Annotated in this window: 22 protein-coding genes and 1 tRNA gene; 10 read left to right on the top strand and 13 right to left on the bottom strand. The window is 64.9% G+C overall.

Going from position 1 to position 24,713, the window contains the following annotated elements:
• Positions 1-19: 19 nt before the first annotated feature.
• The 3 genes from GQ56_RS0129005 to GQ56_RS0128995 all read right to left on the bottom strand — a co-directional run bounded on the left by GQ56_RS0129005 (position 20) and on the right by GQ56_RS0128995 (position 3,302).
• Positions 20-1,498, bottom strand: a complete 1,479-nt coding sequence (locus tag GQ56_RS0129005) for a cryptochrome/photolyase family protein (protein WP_031401988.1) — start codon at positions 1,496-1,498, stop codon at positions 20-22.
• Between the two features lie 277 nt (positions 1,499-1,775).
• Positions 1,776-2,759, bottom strand: a complete 984-nt coding sequence (locus tag GQ56_RS0129000) for a hypothetical protein (RefSeq protein WP_031401987.1) — start codon at positions 2,757-2,759, stop codon at positions 1,776-1,778.
• A gap of 45 nt (positions 2,760-2,804) precedes the next feature.
• Positions 2,805-3,302, bottom strand: coding sequence for a hypothetical protein (locus tag GQ56_RS0128995; protein WP_152601894.1), 498 nt, complete (start codon positions 3,300-3,302; stop codon positions 2,805-2,807).
• Positions 3,303-3,598: 296 nt separating this feature from the next.
• Here GQ56_RS0128995 and GQ56_RS0128990 point away from each other — a divergent pair, with 296 nt between their 5' ends.
• Both GQ56_RS0128990 and GQ56_RS0128985 read left to right on the top strand, forming a co-directional pair.
• The gene (locus tag GQ56_RS0128990) at positions 3,599-4,966 is read left to right on the top strand and encodes an MFS transporter (RefSeq protein WP_031401985.1); all 1,368 of its coding nucleotides are present in this window, start codon (positions 3,599-3,601) and stop codon (positions 4,964-4,966) included.
• Positions 4,953-6,002: a lactonase family protein gene (locus tag GQ56_RS0128985; protein WP_031401984.1), complete on the top strand. Its 1,050-nt coding sequence runs from the start codon at positions 4,953-4,955 to the stop codon at positions 6,000-6,002. The genes GQ56_RS0128990 and GQ56_RS0128985 overlap by 14 nt, the downstream gene beginning before the upstream one ends.
• A gap of 60 nt (positions 6,003-6,062) precedes the next feature.
• Here the strand turns inward: GQ56_RS0128985 and GQ56_RS0128980 are convergent, their stop codons facing one another.
• Positions 6,063-7,100 (bottom strand): AraC family transcriptional regulator, encoded by a 1,038-nt coding sequence (locus GQ56_RS0128980; RefSeq protein WP_031401983.1) that lies wholly within the window; start codon positions 7,098-7,100, stop codon positions 6,063-6,065.
• 205 nt (positions 7,101-7,305) lie between these two features.
• On the opposite strand from GQ56_RS0128980, the gene GQ56_RS0128975 reads away from it, so the two are divergent.
• Positions 7,306-8,415, top strand: a complete 1,110-nt coding sequence (locus tag GQ56_RS0128975; RefSeq protein WP_031401982.1) for a fatty acid desaturase — start codon at positions 7,306-7,308, stop codon at positions 8,413-8,415.
• 9 nt (positions 8,416-8,424) lie between these two features.
• Here the strand turns inward: GQ56_RS0128975 and GQ56_RS0128970 are convergent, their stop codons facing one another.
• The 8 genes from GQ56_RS0128970 to GQ56_RS0128935 all read right to left on the bottom strand — a co-directional run bounded on the left by GQ56_RS0128970 (position 8,425) and on the right by GQ56_RS0128935 (position 15,222).
• Positions 8,425-9,045, bottom strand: a complete 621-nt coding sequence (locus GQ56_RS0128970) for an HAD family hydrolase (protein ID WP_031401981.1) — start codon at positions 9,043-9,045, stop codon at positions 8,425-8,427.
• Positions 9,046-9,178: 133 nt separating this feature from the next.
• Positions 9,179-10,048 carry a hypothetical protein gene (locus GQ56_RS0128965; RefSeq protein WP_031401980.1) on the bottom strand — a complete coding sequence of 290 codons (870 nt, stop codon included), beginning with the start codon at positions 10,046-10,048 and terminating at the stop codon, positions 9,179-9,181.
• A 51-nt stretch (positions 10,049-10,099) separates the two neighbouring features.
• Complete coding sequence (locus tag GQ56_RS0128960) at positions 10,100-10,756, bottom strand: TerD family protein (RefSeq protein WP_031401979.1); 657 nt, start codon at positions 10,754-10,756, stop codon at positions 10,100-10,102.
• 98 nt (positions 10,757-10,854) lie between these two features.
• Positions 10,855-11,871, bottom strand: a complete 1,017-nt coding sequence (locus GQ56_RS0128955; RefSeq protein ID WP_031401978.1) for a DUF475 domain-containing protein — start codon at positions 11,869-11,871, stop codon at positions 10,855-10,857.
• 44 nt (positions 11,872-11,915) lie between these two features.
• On the bottom strand, positions 11,916-12,662 hold the full coding sequence (locus tag GQ56_RS0128950; protein WP_031401977.1) for a VWA domain-containing protein: 747 nt from the start codon (positions 12,660-12,662) through the stop codon (positions 11,916-11,918).
• Positions 12,663-12,673: 11 nt separating this feature from the next.
• Positions 12,674-13,771, bottom strand: coding sequence for a toxic anion resistance protein (locus GQ56_RS0128945; RefSeq protein ID WP_031401976.1), 1,098 nt, complete (start codon positions 13,769-13,771; stop codon positions 12,674-12,676).
• A gap of 352 nt (positions 13,772-14,123) precedes the next feature.
• Positions 14,124-14,540 (bottom strand): hypothetical protein, encoded by a 417-nt coding sequence (locus tag GQ56_RS0128940; protein WP_031401975.1) that lies wholly within the window; start codon positions 14,538-14,540, stop codon positions 14,124-14,126.
• A 49-nt stretch (positions 14,541-14,589) separates the two neighbouring features.
• Entirely contained in the window at positions 14,590-15,222 is a 633-nt protein-coding gene (locus GQ56_RS0128935) for a LysE family translocator (protein ID WP_031401974.1), read from the bottom strand.
• Positions 15,223-15,676: 454 nt separating this feature from the next.
• Here GQ56_RS0128935 and GQ56_RS0128930 point away from each other — a divergent pair, with 454 nt between their 5' ends.
• The 7 genes from GQ56_RS0128930 (at position 15,677) to GQ56_RS44845 (ending at position 24,042) form a co-directional block, all read left to right on the top strand.
• Positions 15,677-17,860 carry a TonB-dependent receptor gene (locus GQ56_RS0128930; RefSeq protein ID WP_031401973.1) on the top strand — a complete coding sequence of 728 codons (2,184 nt, stop codon included), beginning with the start codon at positions 15,677-15,679 and terminating at the stop codon, positions 17,858-17,860.
• A gap of 57 nt (positions 17,861-17,917) precedes the next feature.
• Positions 17,918-18,008, top strand: a tRNA-Ser gene (locus GQ56_RS0128925).
• Between the two features lie 62 nt (positions 18,009-18,070).
• Positions 18,071-19,987, top strand: a complete 1,917-nt coding sequence (locus GQ56_RS0128920; protein ID WP_063962874.1) for a DUF6538 domain-containing protein — start codon at positions 18,071-18,073, stop codon at positions 19,985-19,987.
• Between the two features lie 450 nt (positions 19,988-20,437).
• On the top strand, positions 20,438-20,626 hold the full coding sequence (locus GQ56_RS0128915; RefSeq protein WP_031401971.1) for a hypothetical protein: 189 nt from the start codon (positions 20,438-20,440) through the stop codon (positions 20,624-20,626).
• Positions 20,627-20,925: 299 nt separating this feature from the next.
• A complete protein-coding gene (gene mobV / locus GQ56_RS42115; RefSeq protein ID WP_075123054.1) occupies positions 20,926-21,765 on the top strand; it encodes a MobV family relaxase in 840 nt (279 codons plus the stop codon).
• Between the two features lie 475 nt (positions 21,766-22,240).
• Positions 22,241-23,113: a hypothetical protein gene (locus GQ56_RS44850; RefSeq protein ID WP_152601893.1), complete on the top strand. Its 873-nt coding sequence runs from the start codon at positions 22,241-22,243 to the stop codon at positions 23,111-23,113.
• 131 nt (positions 23,114-23,244) lie between these two features.
• Positions 23,245-24,042, top strand: coding sequence for a hypothetical protein (locus tag GQ56_RS44845; protein WP_152601892.1), 798 nt, complete (start codon positions 23,245-23,247; stop codon positions 24,040-24,042).
• Between the two features lie 128 nt (positions 24,043-24,170).
• Here the strand turns inward: GQ56_RS44845 and GQ56_RS44840 are convergent, their stop codons facing one another.
• Positions 24,171-24,641 (bottom strand): hypothetical protein, encoded by a 471-nt coding sequence (locus GQ56_RS44840; RefSeq protein WP_152601891.1) that lies wholly within the window; start codon positions 24,639-24,641, stop codon positions 24,171-24,173.
• Between the last annotated feature and the right edge of the window lie 72 nt (positions 24,642-24,713).

Raw genomic sequence — 24,713 nt, 5'->3', positions numbered from 1 at the left:
CGCGCGCCCCGCCTCGCGTTCAGCGACGCTTCGGCAACGCGGCCAGCGCGTCGAGCGCACGGGCGCGCGCGGCCGCATGCTCGACGAGCGGTTCCGGGTAGTCGACGCCGAGCCTGATGCCGGCCGCGTCGAGCGTCAGCGGCGCCGCTTCCCACGGCGCGTGGATCGACGCGGTGTCGAGCGCCGCGAGTTCAGGCACCCAGCGCCGCACGTATGCGCCGTCCGGGTCGAACTTCCGGCCCTGCGCGACCGGATTGAAGATGCGGAAATACGGCGCGGCATCGGCGCCGCAACCGGCCACCCATTGCCAGCTCGCCGCGTTGTTCGCGGGGTCGGCATCGACCAGCGTGTCCCAGAACCATGCTTCGCCCGCGCGCCAGTCGATCAGCAGATGCTTGATCAGGAACGACGCGACGACCATCCGCACCCGGTTGTGCATCCAGCCGGTCGTCCACAGCTCGCGCAGGCCCGCGTCGACGAGCGGATAGCCGGTCAGCCCGCGCTGCCAGACCCGCAGCGCGGCGGGATCGTCGCGCCACGGCATCGTATCGAACTGCGCGCGGAAATTGTCGGTCGCGAGCGCCGGGAAGTGATACAGCAACGCGTAGCTGAATTCGCGCCAGCCGAGCTCGCTCAGGAACTTGTCGGCGCCCGCCGCGCACGCGGCCCCGCCCGCCTGCGCGGCGCCCTGGGCCGCGTGCCATACCTGTCGCGGCGACAGGTTGCCGAAGCGCAGGAACGGCGACAGCCCGCTCGTCGCGGGCAGGTCGGGACGGTCGCGCGCATCCGCGTAGCCGGCGAGCGACGTCGTCAGGAACGCGTCGAGCCGCGCATGCGCGCCGGCTTCGTCGGGCGCGGGCCATGCGTCGCGCAGGCCGCCTGCCCAGTCCGGCACGGGCGGACGCAACGACAGCGCATCGAGCGCCAGCGCGCGGTCGCGCACGGCTTGCGGCCACGGATGAAACCCGATCCGCTCGGGTTCCGGCAGCGGCGCGGCGACCGTACGATCGCGACGCGCCGCGCGCCAGTAGGCGGTGAACACCTGGTACGGCGCGCCGCTGCCCGTCAGCACTTCCCACGGCTCGTTCAGCAGGCTGCCGTTGCTGCTTTCGACGGTCACGCCGCCGGCCTTGAGCGACGCCTTCAGCGCCGCATCCGCGTCGCGCTGCGGCTGCGCATAGCGGCGGTTCCAGTACACGGCCGCCGCGCCCGTATCGTGCACGACGCGCTCGATTTCTTGCCGCGCGTCGCCGCGCAACAGCAGCAGGCGCCCGCCATGACGGCCGAGCGCGGCGTCGAGCCCGGCCAGCGACCCGTGCAGCCACCAGCGCGCCGCGCCGCCGGGCGCCCGCCCCGCGCCGTCGCCCGTGTCGTCGACGAACACGCACACGAGCGGCCGGCCCGACGCCACCGCGCGCGTCAGCGCGGGCTGATCGATCACGCGCAGATCGTCGCGGAACCAGACGATCGCGGGAGCAACGGACGGCTTGACGGGCACGGGCACCTCGATGATGAAAGCGGGACGGGATGCGTATTGTCGCGGCTGTGCCGCACCGTGTCGACGTTCGATGCGACAGCGCCGACGACGGCCGGCCACGGCGCACATTCCGCGCCGCGCCGCACGGTAAAGCGCCTTGCTGCATTTCGGCGATTCCTCGCCCTGTGCACGGGCCTACGCTCGATCCCGTGTGCGCAACACGGCCCGGGCCGGCCGATGCCGATGACGGCACTCGCCGCGTGACGACGGCGCGGCGCGCGTGTGCGCCGCCGTCGCGTCAATCGAGCCGGAACGCCGCTTCGAAACGCTCGGCAAACGCGTCGAATTCGGCTTCCGGCAGATGGTTGATGCCGCCCGCGCGCTTGCGCCCGCCGCCGGTCGGAAATCCGCGGCAGAATTCGTCGGCGCCGAGCGGCCGGCCGTCCGGCACACGCACGCTGACGACAAGTCCGCCGTCCGCGCGCGGCGACAGCACCGCGAGCGCCGCATGCGGCGCGTTGCGCATCCGCTCGTTCGCGAGCATCCCCGTCGCGCGCCGCGCCCACGGATGATCGGGCATCCGGACCAGCGTCGCCCCCGGCACCTCGCGCAGCGGCGCGAGCGCGCACGCGCGCGCCATGTCGTCGCGGTAGCCGTCGCGCAGCGCGGCGAACACGTCGGTCCCGCGCACGAAATCGAGCGGATCGACGCACGGCAGCATCGCGTCGGCCAGCGCGGCCGGATCGAAATGCAGATCGCCGACGCACTCGCCGTACGCGTTGTAGTTCAGGTAGAGGCCGAGTTCGGCGAGCGTGCAACGCTGCTCAACCTCGTCGATTCCATGCGCGCGCGCAAGCGCGTCGCCGAGCGCCGGCAGTTCGTCGCCGAAAGCCGCGACGATGGCCCAGCGCACATGCCGGCCGCCGAGATAACGGTTCACGAGCGCGCTCGTGCAGACGTCGGCCGCCGTGTCGATATGCGCGTCGAAACACGGATCGTCGGGCAGTTCGCCCGCGAAGTGATGGTCGAAATAGCGGATCGTCGCGCCGTCGCGCAGCAGCCGCGCGCACGCAGCGCGATTCTGGTCGTGCGACACGTCGAGCACCGTGACGAGGTCGCCCGCGCACGCATCGATGCGCTCGAGCAGCTTGATGTCGCGCTTCACGCCGGTGACGAGCGTGCCGTGCTCGCCCTCCGCGAGCCGCAGTTGTTGTAGCGCACACAGGCCGTCCGCGTCGCCGTTGAACGCGTAGAAACGCCGCGCCTGTCGTTTGTCCTGCATGATCCGTTGCTCCGTCTTCAAGCCATGAAATCGCCGTCGTGCGCGTCACCGCGTTCGCGTCGTCCGATGCGGTGCACGGCGCGACCCGTGCGCGATCGTCGTCGGTCGTCGTCGGTCGGCGGCTTCGCGACGCCAATGGTCGACGCGACCGGCGCGACGGCCGGCGCGTCCTGCGCCCCGTACTCCGCGGCCGCCGGAAAGCACCCGCGTCGGCACGCCCCGCATCCGGCACATGCAGATACTGTTCGCAAGGATGCCGTTCACATCGGGTTCGCGCGCCAGGTATTTTGCCGCAACCGCGAGCGCCCTTCGATACGGCATCGCCGGCCGGTCGACGACGATCGCGCGCACCTCGTCGTCGACCGGCCACCGGCAGGAGTCGCCAGAACGGATGTTCGGGTCGCCGCCTGCCGACAGGCATGGCGCCCCGTCACCGGCCGACAACACGTTCACGTGCGACCGATAGCCCGCGGCCCGGTTCGCGAATAGCGTCGACGCCTGCTCGACACATTGCGCGGCGCGCGTGAGGTCGCCCTGCGACACGAGCGGCACCGATGCGCGCTACCGTCAGTCATGCCGGCGTTTCTGCGTACCTGCCAACGAACATCAAGCACCCCGGGCTTGGCATGCGTCCATCTCATGTCATATGTCATCTGATATCAATATCCGATCACCGAACCACCAAGCATTTATCATTTTCGCCGAAGCATTCTGGTAAACCCGCGACGTTTCCGTTGTCATTCAGGCGTACCATGTTATACGACGACGTACTACATGAACGTGCCCCGGCGCCGACACGAGCTACCGCCTCGTCCGCCGCCGCCCGACCGGAGACACCGTTGAACCCGCCCTCGCCCGCCCTGCCCGGACGCGACCCGCTCGCATCCGCGGTCTCGAAAGTGAAATGGCACGTGCTGCCGCTCGTGCTGGTCATGTTCATCGCCAACTACATCGATCGTGTGAACGTCGGCTTCGTGGATCGCCACCTCGAGGCGTCGATCGGCATCGGCGCGGCCGCATACGGGCTCGGCGCCGGGCTGTTCTTCGTCGGCTACGCGCTGTTCGAGGTGCCGTCGAACCTGCTGATGCAGCGCTATGGCGCCCGCGTGTGGCTCGCTCGGATCATGGCGACGTGGGGCATCGTCGCGGCCGCGATGGCGTTCGTGTGGAACGACACGTCGTTCTACGCACTGCGCTTCCTGCTCGGCGCGGCCGAGGCCGGCTTCTTTCCCGGCGTCGTGCTGTACCTGTCGCAATGGCTGCCGCCACAGGAACGCGGCAAGGCGATGGCGATCTTCCTCGGCGGCTCCGCGTTCGCGTCGGTCCTGTCCGGGCCCGTCACCGGCGCGCTGCTGTCGATCCGCGGCTTCGGCCTCGAAGGCTGGCAATGGATGTTCCTGATCGAGGGGCTGTTCTCGGTCGCGCTGTGCGGCGCAAGCTGGCTGCTGCTGAAATCGCACATCCGCGAAGCGACCTGGCTCACGGCCGACGAGCGCGCGGCGCTCGAAGCCGCGCTCGATGCCGAACGCACGGCGCGCGACATGCGCTCGCACGTGCCGGTGCGCACCACCGCGCTGCTGCGCGATCCGCAAATCGGGCTGTTCTGCTTCCTGTACTTCTCGATCCAGCTGACGATCTACGCGGCCACGTTCTGGCTGCCGACGATCATCCGCAAGATGGGCGGCCTCACCGATTTCCAGGTCGGCCTCTACAACACGATTCCGTGGATGATCGCGATCGGCGCGATGTACGGCTTCGCCGTGCTGTCGTCGAAGTGGAAGCACCCGCAGCGCTGGCTCGCGTTCGCGCTCGTGCTCGCCGCGTGCGGGCTGTTCGCGTCGACGTCGCACGATCCGGTCTGGTCGTTCGCGTCGATCTGCTTCGCCGCGCTCGGCTTCAAGGCCGCGTCGTCGCTGTTCTGGCCGATTCCGCAAGGCTATCTCGACACCCGCGTGGCCGCGGGCGTGATCGCGCTGATCAACTCGGTCGGCAACCTGGGCGGCTTCGTCGCGCCGACGGCCTTCGGCTATCTGAAGCAACATACGGGTTCGATCACGGGCGGGCTGTATGCGCTCGCGATCGCTTCGCTCGTGGCCGCGGTCGCCGCGCTGTTCGCGCGCACGCACCGGCGCGGCGATCCCCCGCGCGGCCGGCCGGCCGATCCCTCCTTAACGAACGCTTCGATGCTCCGCCATGCCGAACACTGACCGCCTGACCGTCGTCGTCTCGAATGCCGCCGACGGCGATCTCGCCACGTTCTCCCTCACCGGCGACGGCGCGCTCGCGCCGCTCGCCCGCTACCCGGCCGCCGACGTCGCGATGCCGATCGCCGTACAGGCCGACCGCACGCGGCTCTACGTCGCGACGCGCGGCGAACAGCCGACGATCGTCGCGTTCCGCGTCGCGCCGGCCACCGGCGCGCTCGTGCGCATCGGCGCAACCGCGATCGACGCGAGCCACGCATACCTGTCGCTCGATCGCAGCAGCCGCTGGCTGCTCGGCGCATCGTACGGCGGCAATACGCTGAGCCTCTACGACGCCGCGCGCGTGCGCGACGGCGACGGCGAGCCGCTGCAGGTCATCGCCGGCATCGCGAATGCGCACTCGGTGATCGTGTCGCCGGACAACCGGTTCGCCTACGTCAGCTCGCTCGGCTCGGACCGCGTGTTCAGCTTCGCGCTCGTCGAGGACGCCGCCGGCCTGCGCGCGCGCGAACACGGCGAAACCCGCGTGCCGGCCGGTTTCGGTCCGCGCCACCTGCAGATCGCACGCGACGGCCGCGAGCTCGTCGTCGTCAGCGAATTCCAGGCCACGCTCGCGACGTTCGCGCGCGACCGCGAGACCGGCCGGCTCGGCGACGCTCACGTGAGCGCGCGTCACCCGGCCGTCGCCGAACTCGCGCAGGGCCATGCGCGGCCGCCCGCCCCCGCCGAACCGTCCGTCTGGGCGGCCGACCTGCACCTGACGCCCGACGAGCGCTTCGCCTACGTCAGCGAACGTACGTCGAGCCAGCTCCTCTGCTACCGCCGCACCGCCGACGGCGCGTTCGAACCCGCGCACACGACACCCACCGAAACCCAGCCGCGCGGGTTCGCGATCGACCCGTCGGGGCGCTGGCTCGTCGCGTGCGGCGAACAGTCGGCGTACGTATCGGTGTATGCGATCGCGCCGGACGACGGCACGCTGTCGCTGCATGCGCGCGCGCCGGGCGGGCGCGGTGCGAACTGGATCTCGATCGTCTGACGACGCGACGCGTGCGCCCCTTCCGGCAGGCCCGCGACGCGGGCCGGCACCCGTTCGCGCTCAGCGTCGCTCGCTCGGCGCGGCGCCGGTCCAGCGCTTGAACGCGCGCGTGAAATTGGCGCGGTCCGTATAGCCGACACGCGCCGCGATCTCGTCGACCGGCAGGCGCGTCCCCTCGAGCAGCCGCAGCGCGTCGCGCAGCCGGATCTCGTCGAGCAGCGCCGAATAGGTCGCGCCGTACTCGGCGAGCTTGCGCTTGAGGGTGCGCGCCGAAACATGCAGTTCGCGCGCAACGTCGTCGACCGACGGATAGCCGCCCTCGCCGCAGATCAGCAGGTTGCGCACGCGCTCGACGACGCTTTCCGCGTAGCCGAGCCGCGCGAGCTCGGCTTCGCACTGCTGCACGATCATCTGCGCGGTGTGCGCGTTCGCGGTACCGATCGGTTCGTCGAGCAACGCGGCGTCGCAGCGGATACGGTTCGCGCTCGCGTCGAAATGGCAGCGCGGCAGCCGCGCGCGATATTGCTCGAACCAAGGCGGCTCGGGCCACGCGAAGTGGAGTTCCGCGCGCGACTGCAGCGTGCGGCCGGGCACCGGATACAGCAGCGAATTGAACAGGATCGCGGTCTCGACCAGGAAATTCTCGACCGCGAACTGGCGCAGCCGGCCGAGCGGAAACGCTTCGAGCACGTCGATGTCGACGATCCCGTCGAGCTGCGCAAGGCGCACCGAGAAAAACGGCACGCGCGTCGGCAGGTAACGGATGCCGAGCGCGATCGCCTCGCCGAGCGTCGCGCAGCTCATCAGCCCGAAACCGATCAGTCCCGCTTTTGTCAGGCTGCTGCGCAGCCCGATCTCGATCGCGATCGACGGGTCACGCGTCGCGTCGATCAGGTTGAACACGATCGCCGCCTGCTGCAGCGGCGTGATGCGCGCGTCGGGCTGCGCGAGGCGATCGCGCTCGACGCCCGAGCCGGCAAGAATGCGGCCGCCGTCGATGCCGCGCTCCTCGGCCAGCATCAGCATGAACAGCGCATACGCGGACGACACCGTCGCCTTGTTCAACTGGCGCGCGGCATCCGGAACGGACAGGACCATGCGGCGGACTCCGGGGCGGTTTCGGCGGATTGTAGCGTCGCCGGCCCGCCATGACACCGGGACAGGACTCTAGCCGCGCCGGCGGGCCAGCATGGCCCGAAATGACACCATCATTGACACCGGCGGCCCTCGCATGCGGTCCGGCGCGCGCCTATGCTTGTCACATCGGCATTGCGCCCCACCCTTTCCGCAGGAATTACGGTCGATGAGCCAACCCGCCCGCACCGCCTTTCGCCACGACGCGGACAAGGTCGCGTATGTCCGCCGCGAGGTCAACGCCGCGAGCGACGCGATCCGCGCGCGCTTCCCGCTGCTCGACAACCAGAACCTCGTCGGCGCGACCGTGATGGCCGTCTCGGTGAGTGCGATGGTCGCGATCGCCTGGCTGTATGCGCGCGGCGGGATCGCGTGGTACGTCGCGCTGCCGCTCGCCGCCTTCGTCACGTCGCTGATCCACGAGCTGGAGCACGACCTGATTCACCTGATGTACTTCAAGAAGACGCCGTGGGCCTATCACCTGATGATGGCGCTGTGCTGGCTCACACGGCCCGGCACGATCAACCCGTGGACGCGGCGGCGCATGCATCTGCACCATCACAAGGTGTCGGGCGGCGAATCGGATCTCGAGGAATTCGGCATCACCAACGGCGAACGCTGGGGCGTGAAACGGCTGCTGATGATCGCGGACGGGATGCTCGCCGTCGCGCTGCGGCCGGTCGCGATGCGCCGCAAGGTGAAGCAGTACGTGGCCGCACAGCCGGTGCAGGATCCGGCCGAGCGGCTGCAATTGCGGGTCGAGCAGGTGTCGTCGTACATGCCGGTCGGTCACGTGTACTACGTGCTGTGGCATGCGTTCATCGTCTATCACGCCGCACTGTTCGCACTGCATGCGTTCGGCTACGCGGTAGCGGTGCCCGCCGTGCTCGGGCGCGTCATGAACGTCGTCGATTTTCTCGCGGTGGTCTGGCTCGGGCCGAACTTCGTGCGCAGCTTCTGCATCAACTTCGTCAGCTCGAACATGCACTATTTCGGCGACATCGATTCGCGCAACGTGATCCAGCAGACGCAGGTGCTGAACGTGTGGTGGATGCTGCCGTTCCAGCTGTTCTGCTTCAATTTCGGCAGCACGCACGCGATCCATCACTTCGTGGTGCGCGACCCGTTCTACATCCGGCAACTGACCGCGCGCACCGCACATGCGGCGCTGCGCGAAGTCGGCGTGCGCTTCAACGACGTCGGTACGTTCGCCCGCGCGAATCGCTGGGGCGGCTACCGTCCGCCGCGCGCGGCGCGCCACGCGCCGGCCGACGCGTAACCCGCGCCGTCAATCGCCGATCGGCGGCATCGGCCCCTGCCCGCGGATCCACGACCAGTTCGCCAGTTCGGCCATTTCCTTGTCGCCGCGGCTGTCGCCGTATGCGAACAGTTGCCGCGGCGGCCGGTCGCCCCACCACCCGCGCAACCGCACGACCTTCTGCGGCCCCCAGCAGTTCTCGCCGTCGAGCCGCCCCGCGAAGGTGCCGCGCTCGAACGCGAGCCGGGTCGCCAGCACCGCATCGAAGCCGGCCGTCTTCGCCCACTTTTCCAGATACAGCGACGGCGACGCGCTGACCAGCACGACTTCGTGCCCGCGCGCCTGATGCTCGCGAATGCGTTCGAGCATGTCCGCGCGCACGAAACGCGGCAGGCAGGTGTCGACGAACGCGCGCGCCTGCGCATCGAGCGCATCCTCGCGAACCGGCCCGAACGCGAACGACGCGAACCGCGCTTTCGCGTCGCCGCGCGACAGCAGCCCGGCCTTCATCGCGACGATCCACGGCAGGGCGCGCAGCCCGGCCCATGCGAAGCGCGGCGTGCCGACCGCAAAGCGGACGAAATGGCGAAAGCTGTCGGTAGTCGTGATGGTGCCGTCGAAATCGAATGCGGCGACGATGCGGTCAGTCATGGAGAATCGGCGGGAAAGCGATGAGATGCCCGGGACGATAGCAGACTCGCGCCGGCGTATGCGAAATGCCGCGACGCCGCACGGCCCGCGCAGCGCATGCGCGCGCCGGGGCGTGCGCATGCGTGCCGTTCGTTCAGCGCTGCGGGCGGGCGGCCAGCATCGCCGGCAACACGACGTTCATCAGGTGATCGGCGCGCGACATCAGGTCGGTCACGCGTTCGTCGAGCCCGCGCAGTTGCGCCGGCTGCATCCGGATCTGCTGAAGCGCCTGCCCGACGATGTTGCGCCGGTCGAACAGCGTGCGCTCGACGCCCGCATCGTCCGGCGCGCGCACGACGTCCGCCACCGCACTCAACGCCGCGAGCACGACCACGAGGTTTTCCTCCGCGTGGCGAACCTGCGCGGCGAGTTCCTCGGTGCGGCGCGGAAAGAAGCCGAGCGACTGCTTCAGCGCGCCAAGCGCCGCACGGTAGTCGACATGCCCCGACGCCGCGCCGCCGAACCAGCGCTCGAACATGCCGGCCTTGCGCGTCGCCTGCGCGAGCATGCCGGCCATCAGGTCGGCCGCGCCGAGCTCGTTGAATTCGCGCGTCGTCGTCGCGACCGCTTCGACGAGATTGCCGGCTGTCTCCAGCGCGCCGTCGCCGATCGTCGCGACCGTCGCGAGCTTGAGCGGCACCAGTTGCCGGATGTGCCGCTCGATGCGCGGCGCGTAGTCGGGATAGAGCGTCGGAAAGCCCGCCTGCGCGGCACGGAAGCACGCGTCGAGCTGCGGATGGTTCGATTCACCGAACAGCGCGCGGCCGACCGCATCGGCCGGCGCCGCGCGCACGGCCGGGCCGGGCGCCGGCCCGAGGTCGAGCGCCTGCGGCGCCGGCCGGCCCGGCGCGCGCGCAGCCGGCGTCGCGGCCGCGGGCGGCGCGCCGAACGCAAGACGCCCGGGCGTGCGCTCGGGCGTCGTATCGAACTCGAGCCGCTTGGGCTCGTCGGACGGATTCGTCATCGCTGCTTCCGGCCCGGCGCGGCGGTACCCCGCCGGCCGGGCTGCCGCCAGTCAGACCGCGCCGCCGTACGCGCGCACGAAGTCGCCCAGGCCGCGGTTGTAGCCGGCGCCGACCGCCTTGAACATGAAGTGACCGTCGCGGCGATAGAAGCTGCCGACCTGCACCGACGTCTCCATCGAGAAGTCTTCCTCGAGCGCGTACTTCGCGATCACCGTCCCCGACACCTCGTCGGCGATCTGGATGTAGCTGTGGCGAACCTGCCCGAAATTCTGGCGGCGCGCTTCGGCCTGGTCGATCGTCACGACCACCGAGATCTCCTCGACGTCGGCCGCGAGCTTCGTCATGTCGATGAAGATCACCTCGTCGTCGCCGTCGCCGCTGCCAGTGCGGTTGTCGCCGCTGTGCACGACACCCATGCACTTCGATGCGGGCATCCCGCGCTTCGGAAAATCGTCGCCCGGCTGGATGAAGGTGTCGTTCCGGTCCATCGTGCGCACTTCGCTGTTGTAGAACACGAAGTGCTGATCCGAGATCAGCTTCGGATTGCTCTGCGCGTCGTATTTGCACAGGAACACCGACACGTCCAGATCGAAATCCGTACCCGTGTCCGTCGAGTTCGCGTCCCAACCGAGACCGATGCGGAACTTCTGCGTGCCGGGCGCTTCCTTCGACAGGTTGACGCGACCGCCCTTCGACAAATTGATCATCTGAACCTCTCCTGCTGGAACCGCCGTTGCGCCGGCGGCAATGCCGGGCCGCCGTGTGCGGCCCGCGTTGATGGTCGCCGCGCCGCGCGCGGCGCGCGTCACTTGCTCGCCACCGCGCCCCGGTCTTCCTTGCGCTGCACGACGATCGACGACCACACGGCCGCCGCGATCGTCGCCGCGCCGATCAGGCCCGTGACGACCTCGGGCACCTCGAACTTCACGCCGAGGAACATGATTGTCGCGAGCGCGCCGATCGCCCAGAACGCCCCGTGTTCGAGATAGCGGTATTGCGCGAGCGTGCCCTTCTTCAGCAGCACGAGCGTCATCTCCCGGATGTAGGCCGCGCCGACGCCGAGGCCCAGCGCGATCAGGAAGATGTTGTTCGACAACGCGAATGCGCCGATCACGCCGTCGAAGCTGAACGACGAATCGAGCACCTCGAGATACATGAAACCCGCGACGCCTTCGCGCACCACGCGCGTGCCCGTCTCTTCCCCGCCGATCAGGTCGCCGATGCCGTGCGCGATCACGAAGCTGATCACGCCGAACGCGCCCGCGAGCAGGAAGCCGACCTGTTCCGCCGACGGCACGTAGAACGACGCGATGATGACGATCGCGAGCGTCAGCGCCACTTCAAGCGCGGTGATCCGGCCGAGATGCCGCATCGGGCCTTCGAGAAAGCCGATCCAGTGCTCGTCCTTGCCGGTGTCGAGCATGAACTTGAAGAACACCATCAGCAGGAACGCGCCGCCGAACGCCGACACCTGGTGATGCGCGGAGGTCAGGATCGCCGCGTACTTGTCCGGCGACTCGATCGCGAGCGTCAGCGCATCCCACATGCCGATGTGGCCGATCACCGCGACGATCAGCAGCGGGAACACGAGCCGCATGCCGAACACCGCGACCGGCAGGCCGAACACCATGAAGCGGTTGCGCCACTTTTCCGACCAGTTCTTGAGCACCGATGCGTTGACGACCGCGTTGTCGAGCGACAGCGAGATTTCGAGTACGCACAGGACCGCGACAATCAGCATGTCCTTCACGCCGCCGAGTAGATAGGCCGCGACCAGCGCGAGCACCGTGAGCGACAGCGGGATCTTGAAATCTTTCAACATGATGGGGGTAATCGAGTTCCGGAGAGAAGGCTTGCGGGCTGCGCTTACTTCGCGCGCACCCAGTTGCAGAATTCCTGCGTGATCAGCTGGTCATAGATTTGCTCGTCGCTGACGTCGAGCGATTCGAGATGCAGGAAGCCGACGTTCGGCATCTCTTCGGCGACTTCCGCGAGAAAGTCGAATTCGCTCGGATCGCCGACGCCGACGAGCGACCAGTACAGCGGGAAATGCTGCGACTCGGCCAGCAGCTGGCGTACGCGCTTGCGGTCGTTCTTCGGGTTCTGGCCGTCGGTGACGAACAGCACCCAGGCGGGCAGATGGCCGTTCACGGGCGCAGCGGGGGCCGGCGCGGGCGTTTCGTCCGCGCCGCCGAACAGCCGGCTCAGGAAGCCGCGCTTCTCTTCGCGCTGCGGCGCCGGCTCCGGCGCGCGGAAGAAGAAGTCGACGATGTCGTTCATCACCGGCGCGTACTGCGTGCCGCCCCACTTGTCGATCCGCGCGTTGAGCACGTGGTCGGAGATGTACGAGCCGTAGTTGTCCGGCGTCGCGGTCGGCAGGCGATCGTAGCCTTCGGTGAAGGTCCACGTGTCGACTTCGCCGTTGTCGTCGAACTTCAGCGCGATGCCGAGGATCCGGTCGTGCGTGTCCTGGATCACGCCCGACTGGTAGAGCGGCTTCGCGGAGCCCGAAATGTCGAGCGCCGCGCCGACGCGCACGACGGGCGGCTTCAGGATCTGGCGTTTTTCGAGGACGATCGCGACCTTCGCCGCGCGTTTCTCAAGCGTAATCATGCGGTGTTCTCTCAGTTGTGCTTCGGAGCGAATCGGGTGATCAGGTCCTGTTCGAGCTGGCGCAGGCGCGGCGCGTCCTGCTCGCGCTGGCGCTTGCCGTCGGCAATGATCTGCGTGACGTCGTCGAATGCGCCGAACAGCTGCTGCTGCGCGTATTCGAACGTGTCGGTGGAAATCACCGGACGCTGGCCGAGCTTCGCGACTTCCTGCGCGTTCTGGCGGTTCAGGTCGGCCTGCGCGCGGATCGCCTCGTCGGCCGCGTCGTAGGTCGCGTTCGCGAGCGCCGCTGCGCGCTTCGTGCCGAGCTGCTCGAGGTAGAGCGCGAACGCGTTGGTCCACGCGGGAATCAGCACGGTCTTGATCGTCATGAACTTCGACGTGAGCGTGCGTTTCTGGTCCTGCTCCATCCGGATCTGCGGCGCGAGCTGCTTCGACATCAGCATCGCGCGGTCGAGGTCGTCGAGCTTGCTTTCGAGCGCGTCGACCGTGCGCTTGACGTCGAGCAGGCGTTGCGCGGCGAACGCGTCCTCCACCGGCTGCCGGCCGGCCTCGAGATGCGCGCGCAGCGTCGCGAGCGCCGCTTCGCCTTGCGCTTTCGACTTCACCAGCTCCTGGTGCAGCGCGTAGTTGTCGTTGTACATCCGCTCGAGCTCGTCGATGCCGGCCTTCTGGCGCTGCGCATGGCTCTCGAGCTCGACGACGAGCGTGTCCATCCGCTTGCTCACCGACTCGTATTGCGACAGCAGCTTTTCCTTGGTCGAACGGAACATCCGGGTGACCTGCGTGAGCAGCCCGCCCTTGTCGGCGCCGCGCGGGTCGAGCCCTTTCGCGGTCGCGATCAGCGCGTTGAGCTTGTCGCCGAACTGGTCGGCGTCCGATGCGCGCACGCTCGCGAGAATCTGCTGGGAGAAAGCGGCGATCCGTGTGCCCTGCGTCGCGCCGAGCTGATCGATCTCGTCGACGGTGATCAGGCGCGCGTGCTCGGTCGGCGGTGCCGCCGGCACGACGACGCGAGCGGCAGCGACAGGCACGGCGACGGGTGATGAAGACGGGGTGGAAGGACGATCGCTGACCGCATCGGAATTCTTGTCGTCGAATAGCGGCTTCATGTGGCTACCACGTTTCCTTTTCTGCTTCTTGCTGCGTGTTGTCGTGCGCGCGAGACGCGCATCCGAGATTGCCCCCGTGCTCTCTCACGGACGGCAGACGGACAATAAATGGCCCGGACGCATCGCGTCAAGAGAATGAATTCTTTCACTTTCCATTCATTTTGTAATGTGCGGTGCGAACGCGATGTCCAGCCGACGCCGCTCGCGCCGCTTCCGGCGTGGCGCGAGCCGGCTCCGGACACGCCGAAACTTACACACCGACCGATGCGAAAGAAAATTGAAACCGTGCGATTTTGCGCCTTCCGGATGACACTCAAGCGCTGGCAGGACGCCTGCGATCGCCGCTCGCGCGCTATCGGTTCGGCACGCGGCGCACCCGGAGCCCGGGCAGGATGAACGGCACGGCACGGTCGCGAATCTCGAACGCCCAGCGCCCTTCGACATCGACGAAAGTCGCGCTGAAATGCCGTTCGTCGACCCACGTGAGATCGTCGAGATGGCATGACGCGTACATCGCGCCGACCGTGTGTTGCGCGCGCACTTTCAGCGGCGCCTTCGACACGAGCGTGAACGTAACGGCTTCCTCGAACGGGCAGTCGTAGTCGGTCACGAGCAGATACCCCGCCGGCGTCTCGAACTGGCGCAGCAGCACATAGCCGGAAACGGCTAGCCCGCACCGCATGCCGTCGACGAGCACATGCGTGCGCGGCGGCCATGACGCGTAGGGGCCGTCATGCGTCTCGAGCACGAACCGATCGATCGGCTTCATCGCCGCGCCGCCGCCGTGCCGCTATTGTCTTGTCCGCTGCATCGCCGCGTCAGTGCGAGGCCTTCCGGTACAGCGCGACGTACCCCGCGAGCATCAGCAGCAGCGACCCGCTGACGCGGTTCAGCCACTTCTCCCCCGCCGCTTTCCACACGCGCACCGAATGCACGCCGAGCAGCGCGTAGCCGGTCATCCCGATCACGTCGACCACGACGATCGTCGCCGCGAGGATCGCGTATTGCGGCGCGATCGCGTGCGACCGGTCGACGAACTGCGGCAGCAGTGCGGACATGAACAGGTAGTACTTCGGGTTGCTCATCGCGACGAAAAAGCTCTTCAGGAAGGCCGTCCGGCGATCGGGCGTCGCGGGCACGCACGCCGCCTGCCCGACCGGGGCGCCCCCGCTCGACATCAGCATCCGGACGCCGACGTACGCGAGCCACGCCGCCCCGAGCAGCTTCAGCGTCACGAACGCCGTTTCCGACGCTTCGAGCAGCACGCCGAGGCCGAATCCGACCAGCGCGACGAGCAAGACGTCGGCGGTCACGGCGCCGAGCATGCCGACCAGAGCGTGACGCAATCCGTACCGCGAGCCGTTGCTCATCGCGAGCAGCACCGTCGGGCCGGGGGTCGCGACGCCGACGGACAGGATCAGGGCAAAGGCGAGCAAGGCGGAGAGCGACATGACGTAGGCGTTCCTTTTGGCGAGGGCGTGCGGACGAATGGCATCGTCGCGACCGGCCGCGCGGGCCTGTTTGATGCGACGAATGCGGACGGCCCATGATCGCACGCTCGCCCCGATGTCCGCTCGACCTTCTTGCGACGCCAGTCGTGACCGGCGATCCTGGCGCGGCTTCGTTGCACCCGCTCGGCCACGCGAGCGGCTCCGGCGCGCCGCCCTGCCCGGCATCGCGCCGGAACGATGCGGCAACTCCCGCTCGCCGCCACCTTATGTCCAATTTATCGAACGACATCCCAAATAGTAGGAAATAACAGTCTTTAAACGACAATGATTCTCGTTTACGCTAGACTCCGCCGCTCGATAAAAACATGCCCGCGACAGAGCGGGCGCGTCACCCCGCCCGGATTCCAATTTGCCGCCCTGGGACGGATCACCGATCACATCCGATTTGCGTCCCATGTCGACACTTTCGTTACCCGTCCGGCGTCTCACGCCGATTGCATTCGGCATTGCGCTCGTCTGCGCACTTCCCGCCGCCGCGCTTGCCCAGCAGGCTGCCTCCACCGCCGCCGGCGCATCGCCGGATGCGACCGTGCTGCCGTCGATCAACGTGACCGGCGCCGCCGAGCCGCTGCCCGGCGATCTCGCGCCGACCTATGCGGGCGGTCAGGTCGCGCGCGGCGCCGATTACGGCGTGCTCGGCCAGCAGAAGGCGAGCGACGTGCCGTTCAGCATGACCACCTACACCTCGAAACTGATCGAGGATCAGCAGGCGCGCACGCTCGCCGACGTGCTCGACAACGATCCGGCCGTGCGCAGCGGGTCCGGGTACGGCAACTTCTCGCAGGTGTTCATCATCCGCGGCTTCCAGCTCGCCGGCGACGACGTGTCGCTGAACGGCCTGTACGGCGTCACGCCGCGACAGCTCGTCCAAACCGACGCGATCGAGCGCGTCGACGTGCTCAAGGGTGCGAATGCGTTCCTGAGCGGCGCATCGCCGAACGGCTCGGCGGTCGGCGGCGGCGTGAACCTGCAGTTGAAGCGTGCGGACGACAAGCCGCTCACGCGCGTCACCGTCGACGGCGCCACGTCCGGTTCGATCGGCACGCACGTCGACATCGGCCGCCGCTTCGGCAGCGAAGGCCAGTTCGGCGTGCGCGTGAACCAGTCGATCAGCGGCGGCGACACGGCCATCGACGGCGAGCGCCGCCGCAGCAGCGTGACCGCCGTATCGCTCGACTGGCGCGGCGACAAGCTGCGCCTGTACGGCGACTTCCTGTATCAGCGGCAGCGGATCGACGACGGGCGCCCTGTCGTGCTGATCAGCGGCAACCAGTTGCCGTCCGTGCCGTCCGCGACGCACAACTACGCGCAGCCGTGGAGCTTCAGCGAGCTCGAGGACACGGTCGGGATCGTGCGCGCCGAATACGATTTCCTGCCCGCGTGGACGGCCTACGTGTCGGCCGGCGCCCGGCACACGAACGAGCACGGCGACTACTACACGCCGACCTACTCGTCGTCCGGCACGACCGGCTCGCGCCTGAGCGTGCCGCACAAGGAAGATGCGCAATCGGCCGAAGCCGGCGTGCGCGGCCGCTTCACGACCGGCCCCGTGTCGCACTTCGTCACGGCCGGCGCGTCGTTCATCCGCATCGACAGCCAGTCGGCCTACACGATGTCGAGCGCGTTCCCGACCACGCTCTACGATCCGGCGCCGGTCGCCTACCCGCCGACCGCCTACACCGGCGGCGACATGAGCGACCCGGGCACGGTCACCAAGACCTGGCTGCGCAGCGTCGCGGTGTCCGACACGCTCGGCTTCCTCGACGATCGCGTGCTGTTCACGATCGGCGCGCGCCGCCAGTCGATCTCGGTCGACAACTTCGACTACACGGGCGCGGTCACGACGACCTATAGCGACGCGATCACGACGCCGGTATTCGGCCTCGTCGTGAAGCCGTGGCGCAACGTGTCGATCTTCGCGAACCGCAGCGAGGCGCTCGCCCAGGGCGAGATTGCGCCGAACACGGCGCGCAACGCGGGCCAGGCGCTGTCCCCGTTCCGGTCGAAACAATACGAAGCAGGGATCCGCTACGACACCGACAAGTACGGTGCGTCGCTCGCGGTGTTCCAGATCGAGAAGCCGATGGCGTACACCGATCCGACGTCGCAACTGTTCGGCGCCGACGGCACGCAGCGGCACCGCGGCGTCGAGACGGCGGTGTACGGCGAACCGTGGAAAGGCGTGCGGCTGATCGCGGGCGCGACGTACATCAACGCGACGCTGCAGAACACGGAAGGCGGCGCGAATGACGGCAACCGGCCGATCGGCGTGCCGTCGTTCATGCTCAACGCGGGCGCCGAATACGACGTGCCGATGCTGCGCGGCGTCACGCTGACCGCGCGCTGGATCCACACGGGGCCGCAGTACCTCGACGTCGCGAACACGATGTCGATCCAGGCATGGGACCGCTTCGATCTCGGTGCGCGCTATGCGACGGAAGTGTTCGGCAAGAAGACGACGTTCCGCGCAACCGTGCGCAACGTCACGAACAAGTCGTACTGGTCGTCGACGACCGGCGCCTACCTGACGCAGGGCGATCCGCGGTCGGTGTGGCTGTCGATGACGACGGATTTCTGACGGGCTCCAAAGAGAGTGGCGGGTTGCCGCCAGAGTTTGCTATACTCTCGGTCTTCCGGAGAGATGGATGAGTGGTTTAAGTCGCACGCCTGGAAAGCGTGTATAGGTTAATCGCCTATCGGGGGTTCGAATCCCCCTCTCTCCGCCAAGTTGCCAATAACCCCTTGAAACGTCAGAATGACCGACAGTTCAAGGGGTTAAGTTTTTTGTATGGTACAGAAGCAGGTACAGAAACTGGCACAGACGAAGAGCGGCGCGAGTACGGTCATCGAGGACCATACGATGCCGCAATACATGTCAAAGAGTCCAAACGGGACAGGTTACCTGTTCCGGCGCGCAGTTCCTGCCGATGTGCGACCTGTCATCGGCAAGCGAGAATTCAAGTACACACTCGGCGGAGACTACCGTCGCGCTAGCCAGCGTTGCCATGAGCTCGCCGTAGAGACGGGCCGTCAAATTGACGACGCGCGCGCTTCAGCAACAGCGCAACCAGGACCAAGCGGCGAATATGTACCCGCGATCCCGCAGATTTCTCCGCCGCTCGCAGACATCACCGCGATTACCTCCGACTTCATTACGCACTTGCGCGCTACAGTCGTCGAGCAAGTCCAGCGCGGCGACAGAGAGCAACGTTACCGGGCCAGTGTCGCGGTCAATCCTCGCCAAAAGCTCCAGGAAATCGAACGGCTGCAAAGCTGGGCCAAACTCGCACAATTCGGTGACGAGGCTGCTGCCTATGGGTGGAGAGACATGTTGTCGGGGACGCTCAGTCGGAATGGATACCGTCTGGCTGCTGACCTGCACGGTACGGCTCAAGAGCGCACCCTCCTCGTTGAATACGCGAGTGCATATAGCGAGGGGCTGGATATTCTGGAAGCGGAATACTCCGGCAAGCCATTGCCTATTCGCGTGACTGGCGAGCCACTGAAACGGCTGAAGCAAGCGTCGCAGTCGGACACCACGCGATTGTCAACGGTCATCCGCGAGTTCCTTGAGCATCTACCCCCTTCTCAGGGGGCGATGAACACAAAGCACCACTTCATTCTCCCGACCTTCCTCGATGTGGTCGGGGATATGCCGGTTACCGAGCTACGCCAGTTCCACATCAAAGACTTCCTGCTCACGGTCCAGAAGCTGCCGCCTCATTGGTCAGCTTTACGGCGCAAGGACGGCTTAGGCATCCGCGATATGGCAAGCCGTGAATGGAAACAGACACTGGCCCTCAAGACGTATGATGGTTCGTATGTCGCATCGCTGCGCATTTTCATCGACCGCGCCGTCGCAGATTGGCAGGACGTTGGGTTCCCGACAACGTTGACGACCAATATCTCGTATCTCGGATCGCGCACACAGGCCGAACGCAAACAGCGTGCGCTCCGGCAACACGAGATTGAGCTGATTTTCTCCAGCAAGAGGATGAAGAAAATCGTTGCCCGGCCGACCTATGTACATCAGTTCTGGTTGCTGGCCATAGGTCTTTACACCGGCGCTCGTATAAGGGAAATCTGCCAGATTAATCCGCAGTCGGATTGGGGATGCCGGGATGGACTCTGGTGGCTTCGACTCACGAATGAGCCTGGTGACAGTCCTGACCCGGACGTGAAGAAGTCCGTAAAGACTGGCCGACCACGTACGATTCCGATGCACGCCGAATTGGTTCGCCTCGGTTTGCCAGAACACCTTGAACGAACAAAGCAGGCCGGAGTTCGACGGTTGTTCCCTCAATGGAGGGCGACAGAAGGTAATGCGGGCGCGGCGCCAGGAAAGTTCGTAGCGAACTACTTGCGCAGCATTGGCCTGCACGGCGTAGAGAATGAACTAGGCAACGCGGTACGCGGCTCGCACGTATTCCGACATACCCTACTCACCCATGGCCGTATGAAGGGCGTCAATCTGCGCTGCATCAGCGGTCACAAGGAATCGTCGGATAACGCCGTCGCCGATGGCTATGAAGACGAGACTGTGCTGTTGCCCCTGAGTGAAATGGTGACCCGGTTGGCGAAACTCGACTACGGCGTGACGCTGCCCACACCAGTTCCGGCAAAAATCGTCACAGCGTCCGAGCGTGTTCCGGCCACTCGAAACCCATCCCGGACCAAAAGGCAGAGCAAAGACGGAGACGCATAGGAGTGTGGCCGAATCGCCTACGGCGATCCGGCGACGCGAATCCCTGCGCGGCGTAAGTCAGTGCTGTGGTTACTTACGCTTCCATGCCGGGAGGGCGGACAGGTCAATCAGTGTCGAACTTACGGGAACGGTCTTGTCTCGCAGTTCGGTCAAACGGGCCTTCTTTCTCGCGCGGTAGCGCTTGGCGCGTTCAGCTTCACTGAGCGCGTCTATCTTCTTTAGTCGGCCAGTGGAAGGCGGTTGAGGAACTGTTTCAGCATCTGAAAACAGGTCGAGTGTGACGTGGTCGTATTTGTGTCGCATGCAGAGTATAGGCTGCGTCACGGCGCATGAAGTCTCCAATGTGACGAATCGTGGAAAACCTTGATTTCTTGGCCGACGGAGTTCCGAGCATTGGCTGTCAGCGAGCTATACGTGAGAGGCGCATCGCCTTTTACGGAGCTACTAACAATGTCCCCACGTACCTACAAATTCATCCAACGCGCGAGCCTGTGTCTGAGCGCAGCCGTCTCAATGACTGCTCTTGAAATCGGTCTCTGTAGCTTGCTGTTTCCACCTGTTCAAGCCATCGGCCTGCCTCTGCTCGCCGTCGCCCTGCCGGCAAACTTCCTCATCACGCTGACCATGCCGGAAAGGTGATACTTGGCGATGGCACGTGTGACTCACGTCTCAGGCACGTAAGTGCGACTTGGGGCGCCTGAATGGCGCCCGCGCCGCAGGCTGCACGCCGGGGAGCGGTGGACAACCTGCGGACCGCGCGGCGGCCGTCCACAGCCCTGAGCTGTGGGCGGGCAGGTTGTCCACGGCGGGCGGGTGCTGCGCTGCGCCCTGATGGGCCGAACGTAGGAGGTTGTAGTTGCGCAGCAACGTACAACCTCCGTAGTGAGTACATACGTTGAACCGGCGCTCATGCTCGTGCGCCGGAGCTATACAGGCGTATGAGCCATCCAGTCATCATCAGAACCGCTAAGCTCGCTAGCCTCGCTGCCGTGACGGCCAGCGGGCGTCACACATGGCGGGAGAGCGTCACTCCGAACGCTGATCCTGCACGGACCGGCACTAATAGCGATTGGCGTTTGGTCAGAAGCGCAGACGAACTGGCAGATGCCGTAATGCGACGGGTTGGGCTGGCGACGGAGAAGGCGAAAGAGCCTGTGCTGTGCATCGAATATCTCGTGACAGCAAACGCGGACGCGTTCGCCGAACGTGGTGGCAAGGTCGATTCGGATGCGTATTTCCGTGACGCGCTGGTATGGCTCGAAAAGCGTCACGGCGCGGAGAACGTCATTGCAGTGAATATTCAACGCGACGAGACTGCGCCGCACATGGTTGCGTATGTTGTCCCGCTGGTCAATATTGCGGCCCGAACACGTCGGCGCTCTGTTATCGCTGGAACGAACGCAGACGGTACCAAGCGGCGCGAGACTCGCGAATTTGGCCAGGTCGCAGGTGTCCGATTGTCGGCGGCGCATTATCAAGGTACTCCGGCCAAGCTGAGAGCCATGCAGAGCGATTTTGCGGCGTCGGTCGGCGCGCACCATGGACTTGCGCGCGGCGTCGAAGGTTCATGCGCAGACCACCAGACGATTCGACGGTGGTATGGGGAGCAGGCCGCTCGAGACGCCAGGCTGGCGGCCGCAGAACAGCGCGCAGAGAGGCTGCTGAGAGGTGTCACCGTGCTGAGTCGACGAGTCGCAGAAAAGGCGCCGGCCCTCGCCCGTGAGTTAGGCCTGGCTGAGTCTCCACGGAGACATGAGCGAAGCATCGCGCGGGATTGAGCTAGCCACCCAGTCTCAGTGTCTTGGGAGGGGGGGGCTCCGCCCCCCCTCGCGTTGGACGGTGTCTCGCCTCTGCGTGGCGGTCACGCGAGCCTCCCCCAAGCATATCCGTGGGCGCTGCAGGCATCCGAGCCATTGCGCCGGTCACCGGCCGCCCTGGCTGCCCGACCGCGAAGCGGTCCAGAGTGAGCGTATGCGCACTGGAGCATTGGGGGGAGGCTCAGCGGCGCGCAGGTTAGCTTCCACAATAGGTTTGCGCCGCTGAGGGGGCTCCGCCCCACGAATTATTACTTAAAGGCCTGATATTAAATAATGCTTTGCCCGCTCACACAATGAAAAAAAGTGCTGTGAAATAAAGTTCATTCCCGCGCAGACGAATCCTTCAGTCCACGAGTTAAATCCATCAGTCCATTTCTTGCGTAGCCATCAGTCCATGATTTCGCTATGCTTGCCTAACTTCTTCAGGAGACAAGTAGTGACCAGTGCAGCAAAAACTGCGTGGCCAGCACTCAAGTTGCCGCATGGGGTGAAAGTCGATACCCGTATCGCACCACATATCCTTGTGCGAAGCGCCGTATTCAGTGCGCTTGAGTATGCCGGAGCCGCTCAACGACCGACGATTGTAAGAGGTGAGCCGTTGAGGCTCGGCGCTACGTCACAGTATCGTGTCGAACAGCTTGAAGGGCCTCGTTTGTCCCAGAGCGACGCCGACCTGTTTTTCTGGCTGTTGGCGCGTGCTTATCGCGATAGCGTTCCGACTGGCAGTGCGACGGTGTTTTTTAAGCGTAGCGAAGCGCTGGCCGCGCTGGGTCGCAGTCGTGGCGGCAAGACGGACACGCTGTTCGACGACTCGTTACAACGTCTGTGCTTGGCGGAATTCAAGTTTGAGCAGCGCGCGCCGAAAGAAGAGATGCGGCCATTGGTTCGCACTCGGTTCCTAGCTAAAGTTGAGCGTCCGCCGAACACTACCGCCCCCTACGATTATCGCGTTATGCTTTCGGACGGCGTTGCGGCATTGCTGGAGGGGGGCGCATGGCTGGCGTTATCGGGCAAAGCACGGAACGCGCTTGGGAGCGATCCGCTCGCAAAGGGTCTCCACGCTTATTTTGCGTCGAACAAACTGGTGTTTGACACCAGGCCAGCCACGCTCAAGGAGATAACGGGACGGGAATCAACGAAGCAAAACAGCAAGTGGCTGCTTGCTCTGGACGCTGCTCTGCAAAAAATCAGTGCGGTTTCGATGTGGCCGCAATGTGAGCTTGCTAGGACAGGACCGTCTGCTGGCATGGTGGTGGTGCGAAAGGGTGTGCCTCGTCGGAAAGCAGCTTCCGACGAAGCGACTACTTAGAAAGCAAACGGAGCTATCCTCACCGCCTAATGAAAATCAGCATTTAGAGTGGTCGCTTGTGTCCGTCACTTAGCGTTGCGGCATCTGGCTTAGACAGCAAATTTAAAGCAATTTAAAATTTCTAAAGTTTCGTGACTAAAATTTCTTTTATTCACACTGGTTACCCAAGCGAATGCGTGGCCCCAAATCTATTCATAGAGAAAGGTTTTGAGGATTATCCATACATACGAGGAACAGGATTTTTTGCAAGGCGCGGGAGGCAATTATTCTACATTACAGCAAAACATTGCCTAGAAGGCCACAACAACCTTTCTGTAACTGAAGCTGCAGAGCGATTGAGAGTGCTGGCGCCTTATAATAAGCGCCATATCAACAAAAACGATTACATCTCCTTTGATAATATAGTCTTACTGAAAGATACATATTCACCCGTACTCGGCGAGCTAGCTGATGTAGTCATTTTTCCGATAGATATCTTGAAAAGCGAAAAACAAAGGAAGATTTTATTGTCTCGCGCAGTCAAAATTCCGCCAGCCGGAGATTGGCTTAATGATTTCATCCGACTCCCCTTGACACAAAGTGACATTGCAGCTGAAAGGGGTATAGTATTTTCGTGCATTGGCTATCCGACATCAGGAACAGGGACGGATTTTCTAAATTTCAAAAATAACGACAATACTGTCATCCTTCAGGCAGCGAAATTTACTGGTCATCTAGCACTTTCTGGTGGCGACGATAGACTAAAGTTGGCGAACATATCGTGGCAAAATGACCTAGATGGTTTTAGTGGCTCTCCAGTTTTTGTCGGCCATAAAAATGAAAATGGCCAACACTACGCACTTGCTGGAATGCTCGTAACCGGTGGTGCGCGGCAGACTCACTTCCTAAAAATAAATGTAATCGCTCAAGCATTTAGTGACCACTCGTGAATCTGCTTGCTCCAACGTCTCAACTCGTGCATTCATCACTGTTCTGGTGCTCGCCCGCCGATAGCATCATCGACGTATAAGTGCGGCCCATCTGGTACGGCTTCCGGTAGAATCTACGACCTTCACCCTCAGTCTAGGCCAATGGCTTCAAAACCGATTCTGTAGCCGTCCAGTTCGGGAGCTTGCGAGACATCCCATCCAAGGAATGTCACCAGGCGATCCTGTGCACCTGCTAAATTGAGCACCGGCGACAATCTAAATCCCCCCGTACCGCTAATACCTATCTGAACGTGTCCGCCGACCTCATGGTGAGCACCCTGGGCGACCATATGGCTCAGCGTCCTAATAACACCTGGGTCCGGTTGATTCCGCAGTTCGTGATGCAATCTAAGGAACTCCTCCTTGCCGCTGCCGTAAGGGTAGAAGAGATTGGGGACCAGCTGCATCTCCCTTACAGCCATAGAGAACCCATCTGCCGCTAAATGAGGAGCAATCTCAAAGCCTAGAAAGCGTCTATGGGCGAGGCAGTATCCAAAGATTACGCCTTGAAAAAAGTAGGTTTCGGGATTCTGCACCACACGACCAGCGATGTCTCGCACTTGGTATTCGCCAATACTTCTGTACAGTTCAGCAATAGCCTCTACAGAAACGGGGCGGTCTTGGCCATTTCT

The sequence above is a fragment of the Burkholderia paludis genome, from assembly GCF_000732615.1.
In the GTDB taxonomy this organism is placed as follows: domain Bacteria; phylum Pseudomonadota; class Gammaproteobacteria; order Burkholderiales; family Burkholderiaceae; genus Burkholderia; species Burkholderia paludis.
The sequence above is the reverse complement of the archived record's forward strand: the minus strand, read 5'-3'. Positions and strand labels throughout refer to the sequence as shown.

Coding starts and splice junctions, on each gene's coding strand:
- mobV (WP_075123054.1), top strand. CDS start 20,926: ATGAGCCATCCAGTCATCATCAGAACCGCTAAGCTCGCTAGCCTCGCT.
- GQ56_RS0128950 (WP_031401977.1), bottom strand. CDS start 12,662: ATGATTACGCTTGAGAAACGCGCGGCGAAGGTCGCGATCGTCCTCGAA.
- GQ56_RS0128970 (WP_031401981.1), bottom strand. CDS start 9,045: ATGACTGACCGCATCGTCGCCGCATTCGATTTCGACGGCACCATCACG.
- GQ56_RS0128940 (WP_031401975.1), bottom strand. CDS start 14,540: ATGAAGCCGATCGATCGGTTCGTGCTCGAGACGCATGACGGCCCCTAC.
- GQ56_RS0128930 (WP_031401973.1), top strand. CDS start 15,677: ATGTCGACACTTTCGTTACCCGTCCGGCGTCTCACGCCGATTGCATTC.
- GQ56_RS0128985 (WP_031401984.1), top strand. CDS start 4,953: ATGCCGAACACTGACCGCCTGACCGTCGTCGTCTCGAATGCCGCCGAC.
- GQ56_RS0128920 (WP_063962874.1), top strand. CDS start 18,071: ATGGTACAGAAGCAGGTACAGAAACTGGCACAGACGAAGAGCGGCGCG.
- GQ56_RS0128975 (WP_031401982.1), top strand. CDS start 7,306: ATGAGCCAACCCGCCCGCACCGCCTTTCGCCACGACGCGGACAAGGTC.
- GQ56_RS0128915 (WP_031401971.1), top strand. CDS start 20,438: ATGTCCCCACGTACCTACAAATTCATCCAACGCGCGAGCCTGTGTCTG.
- GQ56_RS0128945 (WP_031401976.1), bottom strand. CDS start 13,771: ATGAAGCCGCTATTCGACGACAAGAATTCCGATGCGGTCAGCGATCGT.
- GQ56_RS0128980 (WP_031401983.1), bottom strand. CDS start 7,100: ATGGTCCTGTCCGTTCCGGATGCCGCGCGCCAGTTGAACAAGGCGACG.
- GQ56_RS0129000 (WP_031401987.1), bottom strand. CDS start 2,759: ATGCAGGACAAACGACAGGCGCGGCGTTTCTACGCGTTCAACGGCGAC.
- GQ56_RS0128960 (WP_031401979.1), bottom strand. CDS start 10,756: ATGATCAATTTGTCGAAGGGCGGTCGCGTCAACCTGTCGAAGGAAGCG.
- GQ56_RS0128935 (WP_031401974.1), bottom strand. CDS start 15,222: ATGTCGCTCTCCGCCTTGCTCGCCTTTGCCCTGATCCTGTCCGTCGGC.
- GQ56_RS0128955 (WP_031401978.1), bottom strand. CDS start 11,871: ATGTTGAAAGATTTCAAGATCCCGCTGTCGCTCACGGTGCTCGCGCTG.
- GQ56_RS0128965 (WP_031401980.1), bottom strand. CDS start 10,048: ATGACGAATCCGTCCGACGAGCCCAAGCGGCTCGAGTTCGATACGACG.